We start from the raw sequence: 19,108 nt of genomic DNA on the forward strand, positions 1-19,108 counted from the left end.
AGAACTTACTTACGCAGTTCTACGCGACGGTTCTGAGCCCAGGACTGCTCGTCGTTGCCGGTGGCAACTGGACGCTCTTCGCCGTAGGAAACCAGTTCCAGCTGAGCAGGGGAAACGCCCTGCAGAACCAGGTAGCGCTGAACGGCTTTCGCACGACGCTCACCCAGAGCCATGTTGTACTCGCGGGTGCCGCGCTCGTCGGTGTTGCCTTCCAGAACAACGCGGTTGCCGTTGGACTTCAGGTCCTTGGCGTGAACGTCCAGAGCGCGCATGGCTTCTGGCTTCAGGTCCGAGCTGTCGTATTCGAAGTAGAAGGTGGTGATTGCGCGCAGGGCGGCTTCTTCGCTCAGGGAGCCGTCAACAGCGCCAGTGTTGGCACCGTAGCCAGCGTTAGGGTCTACAGCAGCGCCTTCGCCTGCGTTGTCACCGCCCTTCGAGGAGCAACCTACAGCTACAGCCATGGCCAGAGCCAGCGCAGCAAATTTACCAAACTTCAGCATTTCCATCGTGAAACTCCTAATGAAACCCCAGTGTGTTAAGCAAAACGTATTACGCCGCAATCAGTTCAGGTAAGGGGACCAGGACGGTTCTCTGACTTCGCCTTGAGCGGTAGGAAGTGGGAGCCTCACGCGGCCATTAAGCGACACGAGCATCAAGACTCCCCGGCCCTGCTGGCGGGTGGCGTAGATTAGCATGGTGCCGTTTGGCGCAACAGTGGGAGACTCATCAAGACTTGTTTCAGACAGAATCTTTACACTTCCGCGCTGCAAGTCCTGTGCCGCCACTTTGAAGTTGGTAAAGCCTTGTTGGCGATGGATCATCACCAAGGTCTTTTCGTCTGCCGAAAGTTTCGGGTTGGCGTTGTAGTTACCCACGAACGTTACCCGTTCGGCACCACCACCACTGACCGACTGTTTGTAGATCTGCGGTTTGCCGCCACGGTCGGACGTGAAGTAAAGGGTGTTGCCATCTTTGCCCCAGAACGGTTCGGTATTGATACCTGGGCCCGCAGTAACACGGCTGATCTGGCGCGAAGCCACATTCATCACATAGATGTCCGGGTTGCCGTCCTTGGACAGCACGAACGCCAGGCGCGAACCGTCCGGCGACCAGGCTGGCGCACCGTTCAGGCCTTCGAAGTTGGTCACCTGCTCGCGGCGGCCGGTATCGATGTTCTGCACGAAGATACGCGGGCGCTTCTGCTCGAACGACACATAGGCGATACGCTTGCCATCCGGCGCAAAGCGCGGCGACAGGATCGGCTCACGCGATTGCAGCAGGGTGACCGCACGTGCACCGTCGTAGTCCGAACGCTGCAGGGTGTAGCGGGTGTTGTTGGTGGAGAAGCGCTCGGCCGTTACATACAGCATGCGGGTAGAGAACGCACCCTTGATGCCGGTGAGCTTCTCGAACGACTGGTCGGCGATGTAGTGCGCCATGTCGCGCAGCTGGTCGGTGCTGCCCGCTACGCTGCCGGTCAGCACTTGCTGCTCGGTGGCGACGTTGAACAGGGCGTACTGCACCTGCAGGCGACCGCCCGACGGCACGATGCTGCCCACCATCACATACTGGGCACCCAACGCTTTCCAGTCACGGAAGATCACTTCGCTGGCCTGCGACGGCTGGCTGATCATGTTCTGCCGCGGAATTGGCGAGTAGTAGCCGGAGTTGCGCAGGTCATTGCCAATGATGTCGGCGATGTCCTCGGGCAGCACGCTGCCGCCCTGCAGACCGAACGGCACTACCGCGATGGGCGTAGCCCGGTCGCTGCCGCTGGTGACCAGGATGTTCTTTTCCTCTGCCACGGCCATGCCTGCCACGCAGCACAGCATGACCAGCAGTCCTCTCAGACGTTTAATCACAACGCTAGATCCTCAGGTGTAAATGTCATCTTGAACGAACGATATTGGTTGAAATCGCTCGGCTTCATACCCTGCATCTCGGTCAAACGACCAATGTTCTTCACCGCAGCCACCGCCGAACTGTCATACGGGCCGTCACCACTGGAACGGGCCACGCTGACACTGGTGATGGTACCGTCCGGCAACATGTTGATCTGCAGGACCACCGTCATGCCCTTGCGCGCGGAAGGCGGACGTGCCCAGCCCTCGGCCGCGCGCATCCGGATCAGGTCGTCGAAGTCGCCGGCCACCTGGTCACCCTGCTCGTCGGCCAGCGCCTGCTGCCGCTCGGTGGTGTCAGACAACAGCTCGGCCAGGGCCTGGGCTTTCTTGTCTTCTGCCGCCTTGCGGGCCGCTTCCTGTGCCTTCTTCTTCTGGGCGTCTGCAGCGGCCTTTTTCTTGGCCTCTTCAGCTGCCTTCTTCTTCGCGTCCTCGGCCGCCGCTTTCTTCTTGGCGTCCTCGGCTGCTTTCTTCTTGGCCTCTTCGGCTGCCTTTTTCTTGGCGTCCTCGGCGGCTTGCTTCTTCGCCTCTTCAGCGGCCTCTTTCTTGGCCTCTTCTTCGGCTTTCTTCTTGGCTTCGTCCTCGGCCTTCTTCTTGGCGATGTCGGCCTGCTGCTTCTCGGCGGCCTTCTTCGCTTCGTCGGCTTTCTTGGCTTCTGCGGCTTTCTTGGCCTCGGCAGCCTTCGCGGCATCAGCAGCCTTGGCAGCGTCCTCGGCTTTTTTCGCTTCGGCGGCCTCGCGGGCCTCTTCGGCCTTTTGAGCAGCATCGGCCTTCTTTTGTTCCGCGGCCTTCACGGCCTCCTGCTCGACCTTCTTCTGTTCCAGCTGCTCGACCTCGGTCTGGCGCGAAGCGGTTTTCTTCGCTTCCCCGGCAATCTTCTGATTGGTCTGGGTAGTCGCCTGGCTCTTGGACTTGAGCTGATACAGGGTAGCCTGAACGATCGGCTTGGATGGCGGCAGCTCAGGCGTCATGGCAAAACTGACGAACAGCAGGGCGAACACCAGCACATGCAGGCCGATGGCCCAGACACTGGGCCAGAAGTAGCTTTCCGAGGCGGATGGCTCTCGCTGTTGCATCAGGGCGCCTCGGTAATCAGGCCAACGTTACCGACACCGGCCTTCTGCAACCCGCCCATGGCACCCATGACCGCGCCATAGTCGACAGCCTTGTCGCCACGAATGAACACCTGGGTCTGCTTGCCCTGGTCACGGCCGGCAGCAATGATCTTGGTCACGGCGTCGGTCATGGCGGGCAAGGTCATGGCCTTGTCCATCTGCTTGTCGGTATCGACTTCGCTGCCAAGGTTCCAGTAATAGGTTTTATCGGCCTTGATGGAAATGGTGAGGATCTGGACGTTGTTGTCCTGCGGCAAGGCTTCACTGGAAACCTTGGGCAGGTCGACCTTCACGCCCTGGTTGAGCATGGGCGCCGTCACCATGAAGATGACCAGCAGCACCAGCATCACGTCGATGTAGGGCACCACGTTCATCTCGGCGACGGGCTTGCGTTTGTGGCGAACTCGGGCCATGGGCTTCTACCTGATTACTCTTCGCTGGTGTGCACTTTGCGGTGCAGGATCGCCTGGAACTCGTCGGCGAAGGTGTAGTAACGACCGATCAGCACTTCGCTGCGCGCGGCGAAACGGTTGTAGGCGATGACTGCCGGGATTGCCGCGAACAGGCCGATGGCGGTGGCGATCAGCGCTTCGGCGATACCCGGGGCAACGGTCGCCAGGGTAGCCTGCTGGGCGCTGGCCAGGCCGCGGAAGGAGTTCATGATGCCCCATACGGTGCCGAACAGACCGATGTACGGGCTGGTGGAACCGACGGTGGCCAGGAACGGCAGGCTCTGCTCGAGTTTTTCTTCCTCGCGCGAGATGGCCACGCGCATGGCACGGCCAACGCCTTCCATCACGGCGTCCGGGTCAACACCCGGCTGCTGGCGCAGGCGCGAGAACTCCTTGAAGCCGGCACGGAACACCTGCTCGACGCCGGAGTCCGGGTCTGGGTTGCTGCCTGCCTGACGGTACAGCTTGGACAGGTCAATACCCGACCAGAAGCGCTCCTCGAAGGCATCGAGCGCACGACGACCGGCGCGCAGCATGGTGCTGCGCTGGAAAATCATGATCCATGAAGTGACCGAGGCGGCCACCAGGGTCAGCATTACCAGCTGTACTACCACGCTGGCATTGCTGACCAGACTCCACATGGAGGTATGGTCGACGACGTTAGCTTCCACGCTTATTCTCCTGCATTCGATTGATTACCCGAGCCGTCCGACGCAAAGGCTTCGCGCAGCTGGGGGGGTATGGCTCGGGGTTTGAAAGTGTCGGCGCGCACGGCGGCCACCAGGAACTGCCCTTCGCAAAGCAGCGTTTCATCCTTTTCCCGCCAGACCTGCTGTACAAAACGCAGGCTGGCGCGATTCAGTTCAAGTACATGCGCGGTCACCCGCAATTCGTCATCCAGCCGCGCCGGCGCGTGGTAGCGCGCTTCGCTGGAATGGACCACGAACAGCAGGTTGTCTTGCGCCAGCTGCGACTGGGAAAAACCCAGGTGCCGCAGGCGTTCGGTGCGCGCGCGCTCCATGAATTTCAGGTAGTTGACGTAATACACCACGCCGCCCGCATCGGTATCTTCGTAGTAGACGCGACAACGGTGTGCGAACGGTTCGAGCTGATTTTGCGCGCGCATACTCTAGTGCTTACTCCTCAGCTTGCCAATCCGCTGTGGCAACTGTTTTTTCTTCATTAATGTCTTATTGCCAGCGCACCCTTGGCATGCCAGCGGTAGGACCACGAAAAGTCGTTTTTGATCTGTCATTCATCGCCCCGCTCGGAAAAATCACCGCCCTCCCCCAAGCGCCCGGGAATATTCAGGCCAAAGTGCAGGTAGGCATGTCGGGTGACCACACGGCCGCGTGGCGTTCGCATGATGTAGCCTTGCTGGATCAGGTACGGCTCCAGCACATCTTCGATGGTATGGCGTTCTTCACTGATGGCCGCAGCCAGGTTGTCCACGCCCACCGGGCCGCCATCGAACTTCTCGATCATGGTCAGCAGCAGGCGGCGGTCGGAATGGTCGAAACCGCGCTCGTCGACATCCAGCAGGTTCAACGCCATGTCGGCCACGGCCTTGGTGATCTGGCCCTTGCCGCGCACCTCGGCGTAGTCACGCACGCGGCGCAGCAGGCGGTTGGCGATACGCGGCGTGCCACGGGCACGACGGGCAATTTCGAAGGCGCCCTGATCCTCGATGACCAGGCCAAGGATGTTGGCCGAACGGCTGACGATGGTGGCCAGGTCTTTGTCGCTGTAGAACTCCAGACGCTGCACGATACCGAAGCGGTCACGCAGCGGGTTGGTGAGCATGCCGGCACGGGTAGTCGCGCCGACCAGGGTAAACGGCGGCAGGTCGAGCTTGATCGAACGGGCGGCCGGCCCTTCGCCAATCATGATGTCGAGCTGGAAGTCCTCCATGGCCGGGTACAGCACCTCTTCGACGACCGGCGACAGGCGGTGAATCTCATCGATGAACAGCACGTCGTGCGGTTCGAGGTTGGTCAACATCGCTGCCAGGTCGCCGGGGCGCTCGAGAATCGGCCCCGAGGTGCTTTTGACCGATACGCCCATTTCATGGGCAATGATGTTGGCCAAGGTGGTCTTGCCTAGACCGGGCGGGCCAAAAATCAGCGTGTGATCGAGCGACTCGCTGCGACCACGGGCGGCCTGGATGAACAGCGCCATCTGTTCGCGCACCACCGGTTGGCCGATGTATTCGTCCAGGCTCAGCGGGCGAATAGCACGGTCCTGGACCTCTTCGCGGTCGCGCCCACTGGCGGCGATCAGGCGGTCGGCTTCGATCACTTGGTAATCATCCCTTTCAGGCTGCGGCGGATCAGCTCTTCACTGCTCAGGCCGGCCTTGTCCTTGATCGCGGCGATTGCCTTGCTCGCTTCCTGCGGCTTGTAGCCCAGCGAGACCAGGGCACTGACGGCATCAGCTTCGGCACTGGACTCGCTGGCGACCGGCAACGGGCCATCGGACACCAGGGTGAACATGGCAGGGGAGGTTTCCCAGGCCTTGAAGCGATCCTTGAGCTCGACCAGGAGGCGTTCGGCGGTTTTCTTACCGACACCGGGCACTCGCACCAGGGCCGACGTGTCCTGGGCCTGCACGCAGCGCACCAGCTCGTCGACTTCCAGGCCAGACATCAGCGCCAGTGCCAGCTTCGGGCCAACGCCGTTGAGCCGGATGAGCTCGCGAAACAGCTCGCGCTCGCGCTTTTCGGCAAATCCATAGAGCAAGTGGGCGTCTTCGCGCACAACCAGATGAGTATGCACGGTGACGGTTTCGCCCACCTTGGGCAGACGGTACAGCGTGGTCATGGGAACTTCCAGTTCGTAACCCACGCCGTTGACGTCGATAATCAGGTGCGGCGGCTGTTTCTCCGCCAGGGTGCCGCGCAAACGTCCAATCACGTTCCGATCCTTCCTCTCGGGGAGCCGGTCAAAGACCGCTCAACCCTATCAGCAAATGCAACGGGTGAACGCATCACCCGAACAAAATGTGTATCAGCGCATGAAGCGCCTACAGACGCAAGCGCCCACCGCGTCGCCGTGCCGTGGCCAGACCGTGTGGCACCAGGCTGGAACGGGTGTGCGCATGGCACAGGGCAATGGCCAAGGCGTCGGAGGCGTCGATCTGCGGTTTTTGAGTCAATTTCAGCAGGTGCATGACCATCATCATCACCTGCTCCTTGTTGGCCCCACCTGTGCCGGCTACTGCCTGCTTGACCTGTGTGGCGCTGTATTCGGCGATTTCCAGGCCCGCTTCGGCAGCTGCGACGATAGCCGCGCCGCGGGCCTGGCCGAGCTTTAGCGCCGAGTCGGCGTTACGGGCCATGAACACCCGCTCGATGCCCATGGTTACCGGGCCGTGCTGGGCGATGATTTCACTGACACCACGAAAAACGATCTGCAGCCGCTCGTGCAGCTCGCCGCTGCCGGTGCGGATACAGCCCGACGCCACGTACTCGCAACCACGGGCGGTCTGACGTACTACGCCGTAGCCGGTGATGCGTGAGCCGGGGTCGATACCAAGAATCAGAGTCATAGTGCCTGTTTGTTCAAAATGTACGGCCCTTTCGCGGGCAAGCCCGCTCCCACAAAGACCGCACGGCCCCTGTGGGAGCGGGCTTGCCCGCGAATAGGCCCTCAAGGCCAACGAAAGAACCTTAGCCGAGGTTTTCCATGATCTCATCGGAAATCTGGGCATTGGAGTAGACGTTCTGCACGTCATCCAGGTCTTCGAGCATGTCGATCAGCTTGAGCACCTTTTCGGCACCCTCCTGGTCGAGCTCGGCGCTGGTGGTCGGCTGCATGACGATTTCTGCGTCAGCGGCCTTGAAACCCGCCTCTTCCAGGGCGTTGCGCACGGCATAGAAGCTGTTGAACGAGGTGAACACGTCGAACGAGCCGTCGTCGTTGGCCACCACGTCGTCGGCATCAGCCTCCATCGCTGCTTCCATCAACGCGTCTTCGTCCACGCCCGGCGCAAAGCTGATCTGGCCTTTGCGCTCGAACAGGTAGGCCACCGAACCGTCGGTACCCAGGTTGCCACCACACTTGGTGAAGGCATGACGCACGGCGGCGGCGGTACGGTTGCGGTTGTCGGTCATGGCTTCGACCATGATCGCCACGCCGCCCGGGCCGTAACCTTCATAGCTGAGCTCTTCGACGTTGTCGTTTTCGTTGGTGCCAGCACCCCGGGCCACAGCGCGATCGATGATGTCGCGGCTCATGTTAGCGCCCAGGGCCTTGTCCAGCGCCAGGCGCAAACGCGGGTTGGATGCCGGGTCAGGGCCACCCTGCTTGGCAGCAACCGTCAGCTCGCGGATCCACTTGGTGAAGACCTTGCCTCTCTTGGCATCCTGGCGCTCTTTGCGGTGCTTGATGTTCGCCCACTTCGAATGACCAGCCATAACGACTCCGAATCCTTTGTTTCACAAACAGCCCCGCCCCTGTACGGGGCGGGACGGAAAAATACCTGCGCCGAAACGCAAAGGCGCATCCATGTGGATGCGCCCGGGGACTGCTTACTCGACCTTGGTCTGTTCGCGCAGTCGGATGTGAAGCTCGCGCAGGGCCTTGGCATCGACCAGGCCAGGTGCCTGGGTCATGACGCACGCAGCGCTCTGGGTTTTCGGGAAGGCGATCACTTCACGGATCGACTGGGCGCCAGTCATCAGCATGACCAGACGATCCAGACCGAAGGCCAGGCCGCCGTGAGGCGGAGCGCCGAACTTCAGGGCATCGAGCAGGAAGCCGAACTTCTCTTCCTGTTCCTCTGCCTCGATACCCAGCAGGCGGAATACCGCCTGTTGCATCTCTTTGCGGTGGATACGGATCGAACCGCCACCCAGCTCGGTGCCGTTCAGGACCATGTCGTAGGCACGGGACAACGCGGTAGCCGGGTTGGCCTCGAGCGCTTCCGGGGTGCACTTCGGCGCGGTGAACGGGTGATGCAGTGCAGTGAAGCTGCCGTCTTCGTTCTCTTCGAACATTGGGAAATCGACGACCCACATCGGTGCCCACTCGCAGGTCAGCAGCTCGAAATCGTGGCCCAGGCGGATACGCAGCGCGCCCAAGGCTTCGCTGACCACCTTGAACTTGTCGGCACCGAAGAACACGATGTCGCCGTCTACGGCGCCCACGCGGTCGAGGATGTTGTTGAGGTTGGCCTCAGGGATGTTCTTGACGATCGGCGACTGCAGGCCTTCGACGCCCTTGGCGCGCTCGTTGACCTTGATGTAGGCCAGGCCCTTGGCACCGTAGATGCCGACGAACTTGGTGTACTCGTCGATCTTGCTGCGAGGCATGCTGGCGCCGCCTGGCAGACGCAGGGCGGTAACGCGGCACTTCGGATCGTTGGCCGGACCGGCGAACACCTTGAAGTCGACGTCTTTCAGCTGATCGGCAACGTCGACCAGTTCCAGCGGGTTACGCAGGTCTGGCTTGTCGGAACCGTAGCGGCGCATGGCTTCTTCGAAGGTCATGTGCGGGAATTCGCCGAATTCCAGGTCGAGCACTTCCTTGAACAGCTTGCGGATCATGCTTTCGGTCAGGCCCATGATCTCGCTTTCATCGAGGAAGCTGGTCTCGATGTCGATCTGGGTGAATTCCGGCTGGCGGTCGGCACGCAGGTCTTCGTCACGGAAGCACTTGGCGATCTGGTAGTAGCGGTCGAAGCCGGCAACCATCAGCAGCTGCTTGAACAGCTGGGGCGACTGCGGCAGGGCGAAGAAGCTACCCGCGTGGGTACGGCTTGGCACCAGGTAGTCACGCGCGCCTTCCGGAGTGGCACGGGTCAGGATCGGCGTTTCGACGTCAAGGAAGCCGTTCTCATCGAGGAAGCGACGGATGCTGCTGGTGATGCGCGAACGCAGACGCAGCTTGTCGGCCATTTCCGGGCGACGCAGGTCGATGAAGCGATAACGCAGACGGGTTTCCTCGCCAACGTCGGAGTACTCGTTCAGCGGGAACGGAGGGGTTTCCGCTTCGTTGAGCACATTCAGCTGATAGCCGAGGATCTCGATGGCACCGGAAGCCATGTTGGCATTCACTGCACCTTCAGGACGCTTGCGGACCTTGCCGGTGATCTGCACGACGAATTCGCTGCGCACGCGGTCGGCGGCGGCGAAGGTTTCGGCGCGGTCCGGGTCGAACACGACCTGGGCCATGCCTTCGCGGTCACGGATGTCGAGGAAGATCACCCCGCCGTGGTCGCGGCGACGATGGACCCAGCCGCAAAGGGTGACTTCCTGGCCGTCCAGGCTCTCGTTCAGTTGGCCGCAATAATGGCTGCGCATCATGATGGTGGTTTCGCTTCTCGTGATTCGTGTATTCGGTGGAGGCCTTGGCCGCCCGGAGGGCTAATACTGCAAGACCCGGTCACAGCATTCAACTCAGTCGGCCTTGTCGCCGCCTGCCAGATTCTTTTTTGCCCCGGTCTTGAAGTCGGTTTCGTACCAACCATTACCGCTCAGGCGAAAGCCTGGCACCGACAGCAGCTTTTTCAGCGCTGGCGCCTGACAGGCCGGGCAATCGGTCAGCGGCGCGGCGCTGATCTTCTGCAGCACTTCCATGCGGTGCTCGCAGGATGCACATTGATAGTCATAAAGGGGCATGGGTGTCTCTCGTCAACCACAACGCTGGCTGCCGGGGCAGCAAAAAGCGGGATTATATATGGTTAACAGGCACTGCGCAGCCCGCCCGGCGATCAGCGCACACTTGGCGGGTTCTGCAGCCAAGCGACGCAGATAACCCGAATCAGCCCACTGAAGTTGCGCACCCCACCCTGGCGCAGGTGTACTTCGCGGTCCACATAGGACAACACCGCGCTGACCGAACAGCGGTTCGCAGCGGCGATACGCTCCAGGATGCCCCAGTAGACGGCCTCCAGGCGCAGGCAAGTGGAAAACCCGTTGAGCCGCACGGAACGCGACACTGGCTGTATCTGCAACATGTCGAAATCCGCCTTGAACGGATCAATGCACTGTTTTGCAGGCCAACTCCCCTGCCCCGCCATACGCTTGCTCGCTTGCATCATGCGCCACACTTCCTCGTCACAGGTACCAGGTGACGTATGAAGCGCTGATAGGCGAGCTTAGAGCAGCGGCAAAATCTTCCCGCTCAAAATGCGGTTACCGGCCGAGCTTGCCCGACCGGCACTTTAATGCACGAGCGTGCTTACTGGCCGTCGAGCAGCACGCGCAGCATCCAGGCGGTTTTCTCGTGTACCTGCATGCGCTGGGTCAGCAGGTCGGCGGTCGGCTCATCACTGACCTTGTCCACCACCGGGAAAATGCTGCGCGCGGTACGCACCACAGCCTCCTGCCCCTGGACCAACTGGCGGATCATCTCGTCCGCCGGGGGTACGCCTTCCTCCTCCTTGATCGAAGAGTGCCGCGCATAGAATGCATACGACCCGGGCGCCGGGAAGCCCAGGGCACGGATACGCTCGGCAATCGAATCGACCGCCAGCGCCAGTTCGTTGTACTGCTCTTCGAACATCAGGTGCAGGGTGCGGAACGACGGACCGGTGACGTTCCAGTGAAAGTTATGGGTTTTCAGATACAGCACATAGGTATCCGACAACAGGCGGGACAGCCCATCGACGATGGACTTGCGATCTTCTTCGCTGATACCGATATCGATTGCCATGAAGCTCCCCTTTCCATAAGGCTTGAGACTCAAGCGGACGCCGACCACTGTAGCAACACTTGGCGCATGCCGCCTGTGACATGGAGCAACACATCGCCCGCCGGGCGGCCTGCGGTTTGAGTAGGCTGCGGCTTTACTGTTAAATAGGCACCGTGCCACCCGTGCGGACTGTCATTGCCGGGTGCATAGGCTGGCCTGCCGCGTGTTCGCGCTCTACACCTCATGCGCACCGTGCTGCCAGCTCTTCCTGTGATCGGCCTTATCAACTGTGAGCCAACCCCATGTTCAAGATCGTCCATCTGGTGACGGGCGTGGCAGCCTTGCTGCTCTCGCTCCTACCCAGCCTGAAAACCGATGCGACACCCTTCCTGCAACAACCTGACGCGGTCTACCTGGCCCTGCTCGGCCTGCTCAACCTGGTCCTGGCCCCGGTCGTGCCGCTTTACTACCGCGGCGCACGACAGCAGCTGCAGCACCTTGCCTGCGCCCTGGTGGTGGTGGCGGTGGTGCTACAGACCCTGACACTGCTGGCCCGCCCGGAAATGGGCAACCTAGCTGCGCTGGTCTGCGTAGCACTGGCCGTGGCCCTGCACCTGGCCGTTGGTTTTGCCCGCAGCCCGCGCAAGGCACGCAACAGCCAGCACACGGCGCAAGAGGGCGGCAGCCGTGATACCGGCACCGTAAAGTGGTTCAACACCTCGAAAGGTTTTGGCTTCATCTCCCGCGATTCGGGTGATGACATCTTCGTGCACTTTCGCGCCATTCGCGGCGAAGGCCATCGCATCCTGGTCGAAGGCCAGCGCGTGGAGTTTTCGGTGATGCACCGCGACAAGGGCCTGCAGGCCGAAGATGTGGTTGCGGTAACCCGCCGCTGATTGCCGCCTCATGCATAGGCCTATTCACCGGCATGCCGGTGAACAGGCCTTGGCGACGTATCAATAATGAGGCGGTGGCGCCTCTTCCCCTTCGCTGCCGTACTGGCCGACCATCTCTTCATAACGCTTGATCAACTCGGCCATCTGCGATTGCAGCCGCTCGATCACCCGCGCCTGCTCGACCACCACGTCATTCAACGCCTGGATGGTGTCGTCCTGAAACGCCTGACGGGTTTCCAGTTCGACAATACGTAACTCCAGCGACATGTCAGGCCTCCTGATAACCAGCAAGTTGCAGCCCACGCAGACGCTGACGGATGGCTTGCACCTGGTCATCGCCATAGGCCACGGCCGGGCACTTGCCCCATACCGGTGCCGGCCAGGCGGCGTCGTCACGCTGGCGTACGACCACATGCATGTGCAACTGACTGACCACATTGCCCAGGGTGGCCACGTTCATCTTGTCGGCGCCGTAGCTGGTTTTCAGCGCTTCAGCCAACAGGGTGGTTTCCTGCCACAACTGCTGCTGCTCCGCCGCATCAAGCTCGAACAGTTCGCTGACACCCGCACGCTTGGGCACCAGGATGAACCATGGGTAGTTGGCATCCTTGCTCAGCAGCAACTGGCACAACGCAAACTCCCCCAGCACCAGGGAATCCTGCTGCAAACGCGAATCGAGAACGAACACGGCACATCTCCTTCAGGCAAAACCAACCCGCTTCAAGCGGAAAACAGGCTTGCAAGGATACCTTGCACATTCCCGGTAACACAGCGCTACTTTTCGCACCAAAATGAGGCCGTCTGTCCACGCTCTCCACACCTGTCACCCCACAAACGACTCTGGATGAACAAGTTGCGGTAACACATTGACTTTCATGGCAGCTTTTTAAATTTTAATGATTCTCGACTCCAACATGTGCGAAAGCCGACTTCACCCCGTGTTTACGGGACTTTCCGACCCTCGGTAGCAGGTTTTGTGAAAATTTCATGAAGTGTTGCGAATTTTGAGCACGCTTGTTGCATTCCCTTCACGCCAAGTCGGCACGACATCTGCAATGAGCAGGTGAGCGCGACAAATAACAACAGCGGCATTGGTTACCAGGGAGTTTCCCTAACCAGAACCGATAGTTACAGGTTCGTTACGGTTACAGAAACAGCGCTGGGGTTGTACGGCCCTTATACCAGGGCGTGATTTGCGACATGGAAATACCTAAAAGCGACAGGGTGAAAAAGTTCCGAAAAGAGTGCTTATAGCCATATCGCCAACAACAGTCAGCGTGCTATACATTTTCGCCGACATAACAAGAAAGAGCTGCTCCATATAACTAAAACACATGGATGCAGCGGTACTCTTCCTAAAAACCAAAGGAGCAAATCACGATGCGCGTGATGAAGTGGAGCATGATCGCCCTGGCCGTTGCGGCAGGGACCTCGCAGTTGGCAATGGCCTCGGCACAAGACGAGTCCAAAGGTTTCCTCGAAGACAGCAAGCTGAACGTAAAAACCCGCATGCTGTACTTCAGCCGTGACTTCCGTAACAACGACAGCGGCAAGAGCCGCGTCGAAGAAACCGGCCTGGGCTTCCTGGGTACCTTCGAGTCGGGCTTCACCCAAGGCACCGTGGGCTTCGGCGTAGACGCCATCGGCATGCTGGGTCTGAAACTGGACAGCGGCAAAGGCCGCGCCGGCACCGGCCTGTTCCCGACCGCCTCTGACGGCCGTTCGCAAGATGATTACTCCGAAGGCGGCGGCGCAGTGAAACTGCGCGTTTCCAATACCGTACTGAAGTTCGGTGACCAGTTCACCGCCCTGCCAGTGCTCGCCACCGACGACAGCCGACTGCTGCCAGAGGTTGCTGAAGGCGGCCTGATCACCAGCAACGAAATCGATGGCCTGACCCTGCACGCCGGTCACTTCACTGCCCTGAACGCGCAGGCCCAGACCTACCACGACAGCCTGCGCCTGACCGAGGCCAACGTCTTCGGTGGCACTTACGCCATCAATGACAACCTCAGCACCAGCGTCTACTACTCGCGCATCGAAGATCACTTCCGCAAGTGGTACGGTAACATCAACTGGGCGCTGCCGATCAGCGACAAGCAAGGCCTGGTGTTCGACTTCAACATCTATGACACCAAGTCCATCGGCGACAACCTGACCGGTGCATTCGTCAGCAAGGCCGACGGCAGCAACGAACTGGACAACATCGCAGCCAGCCTCTCGGCCGCCTACAACATTGGCGCCCACACCTTCACCCTGGCTTACCAGAAAGTCAGCGGCGACGGCGACTACGCCTACGGCGTCGACGGTGGCGGCACCATCTTCCTGGCCAACTCCGTTGCCCGCTCCGACTTCAACGCCGAAGACGAGAAGTCCTGGCAGGCTCGCTACGACCTGAACTTCGCCGAGTACGGTGTACCTGGCCTGACGTTCATGACCCGCTATGTCCGCGGCTCGGGCGCCACGACCGAAAGCACCAACAACGGTAAAGAATGGGAACGCGACGTAGACGTCAAGTACGTGCTGCAGAGCGGCCCGGCCAAAGACCTGAGCTTCCGCGTACGTCAGGCTACCTACCGCTCCAGCGACGGCGTTTACTACGGTTCGAGCTCGATCGACGAACTGCGCCTGATCGTGGAGTACCCGCTGAGCATCCTGTAAGCCTGGCTTGCAGTGCCCCGCACCTGAAAAGCCCGGCGATCACGCCGGGCTTTTTCTTGGCTGACAAGCGTCACGCCCTGGGGCATCCTGTACGCCTTCGTTTCACCCCCGTACAATGCGGGGCTATTTCAACGTCTTAGGCAATCGACACGGCTAACCATGCGCACCAGTCAATATTTGCTCGCCACCCAGAAAGAAACCCCTGCCGACGCAGTGGTCATCAGCCATCAGCTCATGCTGCGTGCCGGCATGATCCGCAAACTGGCCTCTGGCCTGTACACCTGGCTGCCGATGGGCCTGCGGGTAATGCGCAAGGTCGAGGCCGTGGTGCGTGAGGAAATGAACGCCGCCGGCGCCCTGGAAGTGCTGATGCCGAGCATCCAGCCTGCCGAGCTGTGGCAGGAATCCGGTCGCTGGGAACAGTACGGCCCGGAGCTGCTGCGCCTGAAGGATCGTCACCAGCGCGACTTCTGCGTTGGCCCGACCCACGAAGAAGTCATCACCGACCTGGCCCGTAACGAGCTGTCCAGCTATAAACAGCTGCCACTCAACATGTACCAGATCCAGACCAAGTTCCGTGACGAGATCCGCCCACGCTTCGGCCTGATGCGTGGCCGCGAGTTCATCATGAAGGACGCCTACTCGTTCCATGCCGACCAGGCTTCCCTGCAGGAAACCTACGACCGCATGCACCAGGCGTACAGCAATGTGTTCACCCGCCTGGGTCTGGACTTCCGCCCAGTGCAGGCCGACACCGGCTCGATCGGTGGCAGCTATTCGCACGAATTCCATGTACTGGCCGAGTCTGGCGAAGACGACGTGATCTTCAGCGACAGCTCCGACTACGCCGCCAACATCGAGAAGGCCGAGGCCATCCCGCGTGAAACCGTGCGCCCAGCCCCTACCGAGGAGCTGCGCCTGGTCGACACGCCAAACGCCAAGACCATCGCCCAGCTGGTGGAAAACTTCGGCCTGGCGATCGAAAAGACCGTCAAGACCCTGATCGTACGCGGCGCAGAGGAGGGCAAACTGATTGCCCTGATCGTCCGTGGCGACCACGAACTGAACGAAATCAAGGCCACCAAGCTGGAACAGGTTGCCGACCCACTGGTCATGGCCACCGAAGCCGAACTGCGCGACGCCATTGGCGCCGGCGCCGGCTCGCTCGGCCCGCTGAACCTGCCGCTGGAATGCATCATCGACCGTTCGGTTGCCCTGATGAGCGACTTCGGCATCGGTGCCAACATCGACGACAAGCACTACTTTGGCGTCAACTGGGAACGTGACCTGCCGGTTCCACAGGTCGCCGACCTGCGCAACGTGGTGGAAGGCGACCCTAGCCCGGACGGCCAGGGCACCCTGGTAATCAAGCGCGGCATCGAAGTGGGCCACATCTTCCAGCTGGGCACCAAGTACAGCGAGGCGCTGAAGTGCCAGGTACTGGGCGAGAACGGCAAACCGGTCGTACTGTCGATGGGCTGCTACGGCATTGGTGTATCCCGCGTAGTTGCAGCGGCCATCGAGCAGAGCTATGACGACAAGGGCATCATCTGGAACGACGCCCTGGCCCCGTTCCAGATCGCCCTGGTACCGCTGCGCTACGAAACCGAAGTAGTCCGCGAGGCAACCGACAAGCTGTACGCCGAACTGACCGCCGCCGGCTTTGAAGTGCTGCTGGACGACCGCGACAAGAAGACCAGCCCAGGCATCAAGTTTGCCGACATGGAGCTGATCGGCATCCCGCACCGCATCGTCGTCAGCGATCGCGGCCTGGCCGAAGGCAACCTGGAGTACAAGCACCGCACCGAGCAGGACGCCCAGGCGTTGCCGCTCAATGAAGTGCTGAGCTTCCTGCAGGCCCGCGTTCGCCGCTGATAACCAATGCACGAGTGATCATGTTCAAGCGAAGTACCTTTACCCTGGGGGGCGCCGCACTGTGCGGCGCCCTGCTCGTCAGCGGCTGCGCCAACCAGATGTCCCAGCGCAGCGACCATGAGGAGCGCGTCGAGCGCAAACTGCTCGAGCACACCCTGCAGATCGATGTCGGCGAGCCGAAGGTGATGGAGCTTCCGCAACGACGCGTGCGCGTGCATGAGCAGAAGCGCTTCGAAGTCACCGAGTTCGAAGTTACCCGGCGCTATGACCGCTACACGCCCTATCAGCCCTGGCGAGAAATCTACGAGATCCCGCTGGGTGCAGTGGCCGTGGTGGCGGGCGTTGGCGCCAACGTGGTCAATGTCTTCGCCTTGGGCAACCTGCCGGAAAGCATTACCCACGACTGGCTCAGCTACGGCGTAGACGGGCTGAACCCGTTCATGAACGTGCCGTCCAACGGCCGCGCCCAGCAGAACCTGGCCGGAATCAGCGAAGTGCAGAAAGGCAAACGCGAGGAATCGACCAGCGTGCCCTGGAGCGAGCGCCTGGTCGAGGTCAAGGCTGGCAAGATGACCCACGAACTGACGACCGACAGGAACGGCGTGCTGCGCCTGAACCTGCTCGACAGCCCGTTCTCCGAGCAGAACCTCAACCACATCGGCACCCTGCACCTGCAGGTACTCGACGAGGACAACGCGGTACGGGGTGATGCCAGCCTGCTGGTCAGCGCCACCCTGCGCAACAAGCTGCTCGAAGCCCATGAGCTGATCTTCGATGACCTCGAAGATGACGATGTCGGCCAATGGGTCCACCGGGTCAAGCGCCTGTCCGAGTTGGGTCTGGAAGAAGAAGCCAGTGAAATGGAACAAAGCCTGATCGAGCTGACCCGCAACGATCCGGAGCTGCAGCAGGAATTTCTGCAGTCGCTGACCAAGGCCACTGGCCGGCTGGTAGCTGATCCCGGACAGTAGGAGCGAGCTTGCTCGCGATGGGCCGCATATGCGGCCCTTTTTATTCAGGTACGAACAATTCCAACTGCTCATGCGCCCCGCGCAAATCGCGCAGCCTCACCCCCACCCCCAACAAGCGTACCGGCTTGCCTCCACGCGCGAACGCCTGCCCCAGCAACTGCCGATAACTCTCCAGGTCTCTGCCGGCTCCGGCCTGCTCCATGGTGGTCTGGCTAAAGTCGTGGAATTTCACTTTGACGAAGGGCTTGTCCGGCCGGTAACTGCTGTCCATGCGGGCAATGCGTTCGTTCAGGCTTTCCAGTAGTTCGGGCAGCCGCGCCAGGCAACTGGCCAGGTCCGGCAGATCAGTGTCGTAGGTGTTTTCCACACTGACCGACTGCCTGCGGCTGTCATTGTGTACGGCACGCTCATCTATACCCCGCGCCAGCCCCCATAAACGCTCGCCAAAGCTACCAAACTCACGCACCAAGGCCAGGCGCGACCATTCACGCAGGTCAAGGCAGGTTTCGATGCCCAGCCGTGCCAGCTTATCTGCCGTCACCTTGCCAACCCCGTGTAGCCTGGCCACTGGCAAGGCGGCAACGAACACCTCCACCTCGCCCGGGGTAATCACGAACAGCCCGTTGGGTTTACGCCAGTCACTGGCGATCTTGGCCAGGAACTTGTTTGGCGCCACGCCCGCCGACACGGTGATATGCAAGGTGCGGGCGACCCGCCGGCGAATATCCTCGGCAATGCGCGTGGCACTGCCCGAATACCACTGGCTGTCGCTCACATCCAGGTAGGCTTCATCCAGCGACAACGGCTCGATCAGTTCGGTGTAGTCGCGGAATATCGTGTGGATTTCCCGCGAGGCCTCCCGGTAGGCCTCGAAGCGTGGCTTGACGATCAACAGGTCGGGGCACAGCTTCAGCGCATGCCGGGAAGACATGGCAGAACGAACGCCATAGGCACGTGCTTCATAGTTGCAGGTGGCGATCACCCCACGGTGGCCGGGCGAGCCCCCCACTGCCATAGGCCGACCGGCCAGGCGCGGGTCGTCACGCATCTCGATTGCGGCGTAAAAGCAATCGCAGTCAACGTGGATGATCTTGCGCAAGGACATGGATGACCGTCAGCACTGTAAATTCATACAGATAGTATCGCATGCACCCTGCTCTGAAACAGCTCACCGCTTCGCTACACGATAATCGGCCTGAAAGCCCCGCCGCGCCTGAGCTGCACCTTGTTATCAAACGCTAAGGGTTTGAACAAAAAAGGTTTTTCCTGAATATTTGCTTGACAATGGGAAGCAAATCCGTAGAATTCGATCTCACAGGCGCGGGATGGAGCAGCCTGGTAGCTCGTCGGGCTCATAACCCGAAGGTCGTCGGTTCAAATCCGGCTCCCGCAACCAGATTCGAGAAAAGGCCACTGTTAACGCAGTGGCCTTTTTCTTTGCCCGCTGAAAAGGCACTGCGTAAAAAACCTAGAAAAATCAACACATAGCGCTTGACGTGCCATTTATAAACTGTAGAATTCGATCCCACAGGCGCGGGATGGAGCAGCCTGGTAGCTCGTCGGGCTCATAACCCGAAGGTCGTCGGTTCAAATCCGGCTCCCG

The 19,108-nt window shown here is 60.6% G+C and carries 21 protein-coding genes and 2 tRNA genes; 6 read left to right on the plus strand and 17 right to left on the minus strand.

Annotated elements, in window-relative coordinates; all coding sequences use genetic code 11:
- Positions 1 to 5: 5 nt before the first annotated feature.
- From pal to QQL85_RS14360, 14 genes are all read right to left on the minus strand, one after another.
- Positions 6 to 506 (minus strand): peptidoglycan-associated lipoprotein Pal, encoded by a 501-nt coding sequence (gene pal, locus QQL85_RS14295; RefSeq protein ID WP_012273762.1) that lies wholly within the window; start codon positions 504 to 506, stop codon positions 6 to 8.
- A gap of 54 nt (positions 507 to 560) precedes the next feature.
- On the minus strand, positions 561 to 1,832 hold the full coding sequence (tolB, locus tag QQL85_RS14300; protein ID WP_012051477.1) for a Tol-Pal system beta propeller repeat protein TolB: 1,272 nt from the start codon (positions 1,830 to 1,832) through the stop codon (positions 561 to 563).
- A 26-nt stretch (positions 1,833 to 1,858) separates the two neighbouring features.
- Positions 1,859 to 2,977 (minus strand): cell envelope integrity protein TolA, encoded by a 1,119-nt coding sequence (tolA, locus tag QQL85_RS14305; protein WP_284354194.1) that lies wholly within the window; start codon positions 2,975 to 2,977, stop codon positions 1,859 to 1,861.
- Complete coding sequence (gene tolR / locus QQL85_RS14310; RefSeq protein ID WP_003254760.1) at positions 2,977 to 3,429, minus strand: protein TolR; 453 nt, start codon at positions 3,427 to 3,429, stop codon at positions 2,977 to 2,979. Before tolR ends, tolA begins: the two co-directional genes overlap by 1 nt.
- A gap of 14 nt (positions 3,430 to 3,443) precedes the next feature.
- Positions 3,444 to 4,139, minus strand: a complete 696-nt coding sequence (gene tolQ / locus QQL85_RS14315; RefSeq protein ID WP_010952367.1) for a protein TolQ — start codon at positions 4,137 to 4,139, stop codon at positions 3,444 to 3,446.
- 2 nt (positions 4,140 to 4,141) lie between these two features.
- Positions 4,142 to 4,594: a tol-pal system-associated acyl-CoA thioesterase gene (ybgC, locus tag QQL85_RS14320; protein WP_284354195.1), complete on the minus strand. Its 453-nt coding sequence runs from the start codon at positions 4,592 to 4,594 to the stop codon at positions 4,142 to 4,144.
- A gap of 125 nt (positions 4,595 to 4,719) precedes the next feature.
- Entirely contained in the window at positions 4,720 to 5,766 is a 1,047-nt protein-coding gene (gene ruvB / locus QQL85_RS14325) for a Holliday junction branch migration DNA helicase RuvB (protein WP_284354196.1), read from the minus strand.
- Entirely contained in the window at positions 5,763 to 6,380 is a 618-nt protein-coding gene (ruvA, locus tag QQL85_RS14330) for a Holliday junction branch migration protein RuvA (RefSeq protein WP_110743812.1), read from the minus strand. The genes ruvB and ruvA overlap by 4 nt, the downstream gene beginning before the upstream one ends.
- A gap of 109 nt (positions 6,381 to 6,489) precedes the next feature.
- Positions 6,490 to 7,014, minus strand: coding sequence for a crossover junction endodeoxyribonuclease RuvC (gene ruvC / locus QQL85_RS14335; protein ID WP_012273769.1), 525 nt, complete (start codon positions 7,012 to 7,014; stop codon positions 6,490 to 6,492).
- A gap of 121 nt (positions 7,015 to 7,135) precedes the next feature.
- Complete coding sequence (locus tag QQL85_RS14340) at positions 7,136 to 7,882, minus strand: YebC/PmpR family DNA-binding transcriptional regulator (protein WP_284354197.1); 747 nt, start codon at positions 7,880 to 7,882, stop codon at positions 7,136 to 7,138.
- Positions 7,883 to 7,996: 114 nt separating this feature from the next.
- A complete protein-coding gene (gene aspS / locus QQL85_RS14345) occupies positions 7,997 to 9,772 on the minus strand; it encodes an aspartate--tRNA ligase (RefSeq protein ID WP_284354198.1) in 1,776 nt (591 codons plus the stop codon).
- Positions 9,773 to 9,865: 93 nt separating this feature from the next.
- Entirely contained in the window at positions 9,866 to 10,087 is a 222-nt protein-coding gene (locus QQL85_RS14350) for an FmdB family zinc ribbon protein (RefSeq protein ID WP_003254776.1), read from the minus strand.
- Between the two features lie 92 nt (positions 10,088 to 10,179).
- Positions 10,180 to 10,509, minus strand: coding sequence for a ribbon-helix-helix domain-containing protein (locus QQL85_RS14355; RefSeq protein ID WP_284354199.1), 330 nt, complete (start codon positions 10,507 to 10,509; stop codon positions 10,180 to 10,182).
- Between the two features lie 140 nt (positions 10,510 to 10,649).
- The gene (locus QQL85_RS14360) at positions 10,650 to 11,123 is read right to left on the minus strand and encodes a Dps family protein (RefSeq protein WP_170031573.1); all 474 of its coding nucleotides are present in this window, start codon (positions 11,121 to 11,123) and stop codon (positions 10,650 to 10,652) included.
- Positions 11,124 to 11,404: 281 nt separating this feature from the next.
- Here QQL85_RS14360 and QQL85_RS14365 point away from each other — a divergent pair, with 281 nt between their 5' ends.
- Positions 11,405 to 11,998 carry a cold-shock protein gene (locus QQL85_RS14365; RefSeq protein WP_284354200.1) on the plus strand — a complete coding sequence of 198 codons (594 nt, stop codon included), beginning with the start codon at positions 11,405 to 11,407 and terminating at the stop codon, positions 11,996 to 11,998.
- A 60-nt stretch (positions 11,999 to 12,058) separates the two neighbouring features.
- Here QQL85_RS14365 and QQL85_RS14370 read toward each other — a convergent pair whose 3' ends face one another.
- The gene (locus QQL85_RS14370; protein WP_016712002.1) at positions 12,059 to 12,265 is read right to left on the minus strand and encodes a SlyX family protein; all 207 of its coding nucleotides are present in this window, start codon (positions 12,263 to 12,265) and stop codon (positions 12,059 to 12,061) included.
- A 1-nt stretch (position 12,266) separates the two neighbouring features.
- Positions 12,267 to 12,686 carry an HIT family protein gene (locus QQL85_RS14375; RefSeq protein ID WP_284354201.1) on the minus strand — a complete coding sequence of 140 codons (420 nt, stop codon included), beginning with the start codon at positions 12,684 to 12,686 and terminating at the stop codon, positions 12,267 to 12,269.
- Positions 12,687 to 13,378: 692 nt separating this feature from the next.
- On the opposite strand from QQL85_RS14375, the gene QQL85_RS14380 reads away from it, so the two are divergent.
- From QQL85_RS14380 to QQL85_RS14390, 3 genes are all read left to right on the plus strand, one after another.
- Positions 13,379 to 14,659 (plus strand): OprD family porin, encoded by a 1,281-nt coding sequence (locus tag QQL85_RS14380; RefSeq protein WP_284354202.1) that lies wholly within the window; start codon positions 13,379 to 13,381, stop codon positions 14,657 to 14,659.
- Between the two features lie 159 nt (positions 14,660 to 14,818).
- On the plus strand, positions 14,819 to 16,534 hold the full coding sequence (locus tag QQL85_RS14385; protein WP_284354203.1) for a proline--tRNA ligase: 1,716 nt from the start codon (positions 14,819 to 14,821) through the stop codon (positions 16,532 to 16,534).
- Between the two features lie 20 nt (positions 16,535 to 16,554).
- Positions 16,555 to 17,505 (plus strand): hypothetical protein, encoded by a 951-nt coding sequence (locus tag QQL85_RS14390; protein WP_284354204.1) that lies wholly within the window; start codon positions 16,555 to 16,557, stop codon positions 17,503 to 17,505.
- Between the two features lie 40 nt (positions 17,506 to 17,545).
- Here the strand turns inward: QQL85_RS14390 and dinB are convergent, their stop codons facing one another.
- Positions 17,546 to 18,604, minus strand: coding sequence for a DNA polymerase IV (gene dinB / locus QQL85_RS14395; protein WP_284354244.1), 1,059 nt, complete (start codon positions 18,602 to 18,604; stop codon positions 17,546 to 17,548).
- 220 nt (positions 18,605 to 18,824) lie between these two features.
- Between dinB and QQL85_RS14400 the strand changes: the two genes are divergently transcribed.
- Positions 18,825 to 18,901 (plus strand) — tRNA-Met (locus QQL85_RS14400).
- Between the two features lie 136 nt (positions 18,902 to 19,037).
- Positions 19,038 to 19,108: transfer RNA gene (locus QQL85_RS14405), tRNA-Met, on the plus strand.

This window comes from Pseudomonas putida (assembly GCF_030159595.1).
Classification (GTDB): Bacteria; Pseudomonadota; Gammaproteobacteria; order Pseudomonadales; family Pseudomonadaceae; genus Aquipseudomonas; species Aquipseudomonas putida_AC.

Bases quoted from the DNA above. Each gene is read 5' to 3' on its own strand.
- pal (WP_012273762.1), bottom strand. From the start codon at position 506: ATGGAAATGCTGAAGTTTGGTAAATTTGCTGCGCTGGCTCTGGCCATG.
- tolB (WP_012051477.1), bottom strand. From the start codon at position 1,832: ATGCTGTGCTGCGTGGCAGGCATGGCCGTGGCAGAGGAAAAGAACATC.
- tolA (WP_284354194.1), bottom strand. From the start codon at position 2,977: ATGCAACAGCGAGAGCCATCCGCCTCGGAAAGCTACTTCTGGCCCAGT.
- tolR (WP_003254760.1), bottom strand. From the start codon at position 3,429: ATGGCCCGAGTTCGCCACAAACGCAAGCCCGTCGCCGAGATGAACGTG.
- ybgC (WP_284354195.1), bottom strand. From the start codon at position 4,594: ATGCGCGCGCAAAATCAGCTCGAACCGTTCGCACACCGTTGTCGCGTC.
- ruvC (WP_012273769.1), bottom strand. From the start codon at position 7,014: ATGACTCTGATTCTTGGTATCGACCCCGGCTCACGCATCACCGGCTAC.
- QQL85_RS14340 (WP_284354197.1), bottom strand. From the start codon at position 7,882: ATGGCTGGTCATTCGAAGTGGGCGAACATCAAGCACCGCAAAGAGCGC.
- aspS (WP_284354198.1), bottom strand. From the start codon at position 9,772: ATGATGCGCAGCCATTATTGCGGCCAACTGAACGAGAGCCTGGACGGC.
- QQL85_RS14350 (WP_003254776.1), bottom strand. From the start codon at position 10,087: ATGCCCCTTTATGACTATCAATGTGCATCCTGCGAGCACCGCATGGAA.
- QQL85_RS14355 (WP_284354199.1), bottom strand. From the start codon at position 10,509: ATGATGCAAGCGAGCAAGCGTATGGCGGGGCAGGGGAGTTGGCCTGCA.
- QQL85_RS14360 (WP_170031573.1), bottom strand. From the start codon at position 11,123: ATGGCAATCGATATCGGTATCAGCGAAGAAGATCGCAAGTCCATCGTC.
- QQL85_RS14365 (WP_284354200.1), top strand. From the start codon at position 11,405: ATGTTCAAGATCGTCCATCTGGTGACGGGCGTGGCAGCCTTGCTGCTC.
- QQL85_RS14370 (WP_016712002.1), bottom strand. From the start codon at position 12,265: ATGTCGCTGGAGTTACGTATTGTCGAACTGGAAACCCGTCAGGCGTTT.
- QQL85_RS14380 (WP_284354202.1), top strand. From the start codon at position 13,379: ATGCGCGTGATGAAGTGGAGCATGATCGCCCTGGCCGTTGCGGCAGGG.
- QQL85_RS14385 (WP_284354203.1), top strand. From the start codon at position 14,819: ATGCGCACCAGTCAATATTTGCTCGCCACCCAGAAAGAAACCCCTGCC.
- QQL85_RS14390 (WP_284354204.1), top strand. From the start codon at position 16,555: ATGTTCAAGCGAAGTACCTTTACCCTGGGGGGCGCCGCACTGTGCGGC.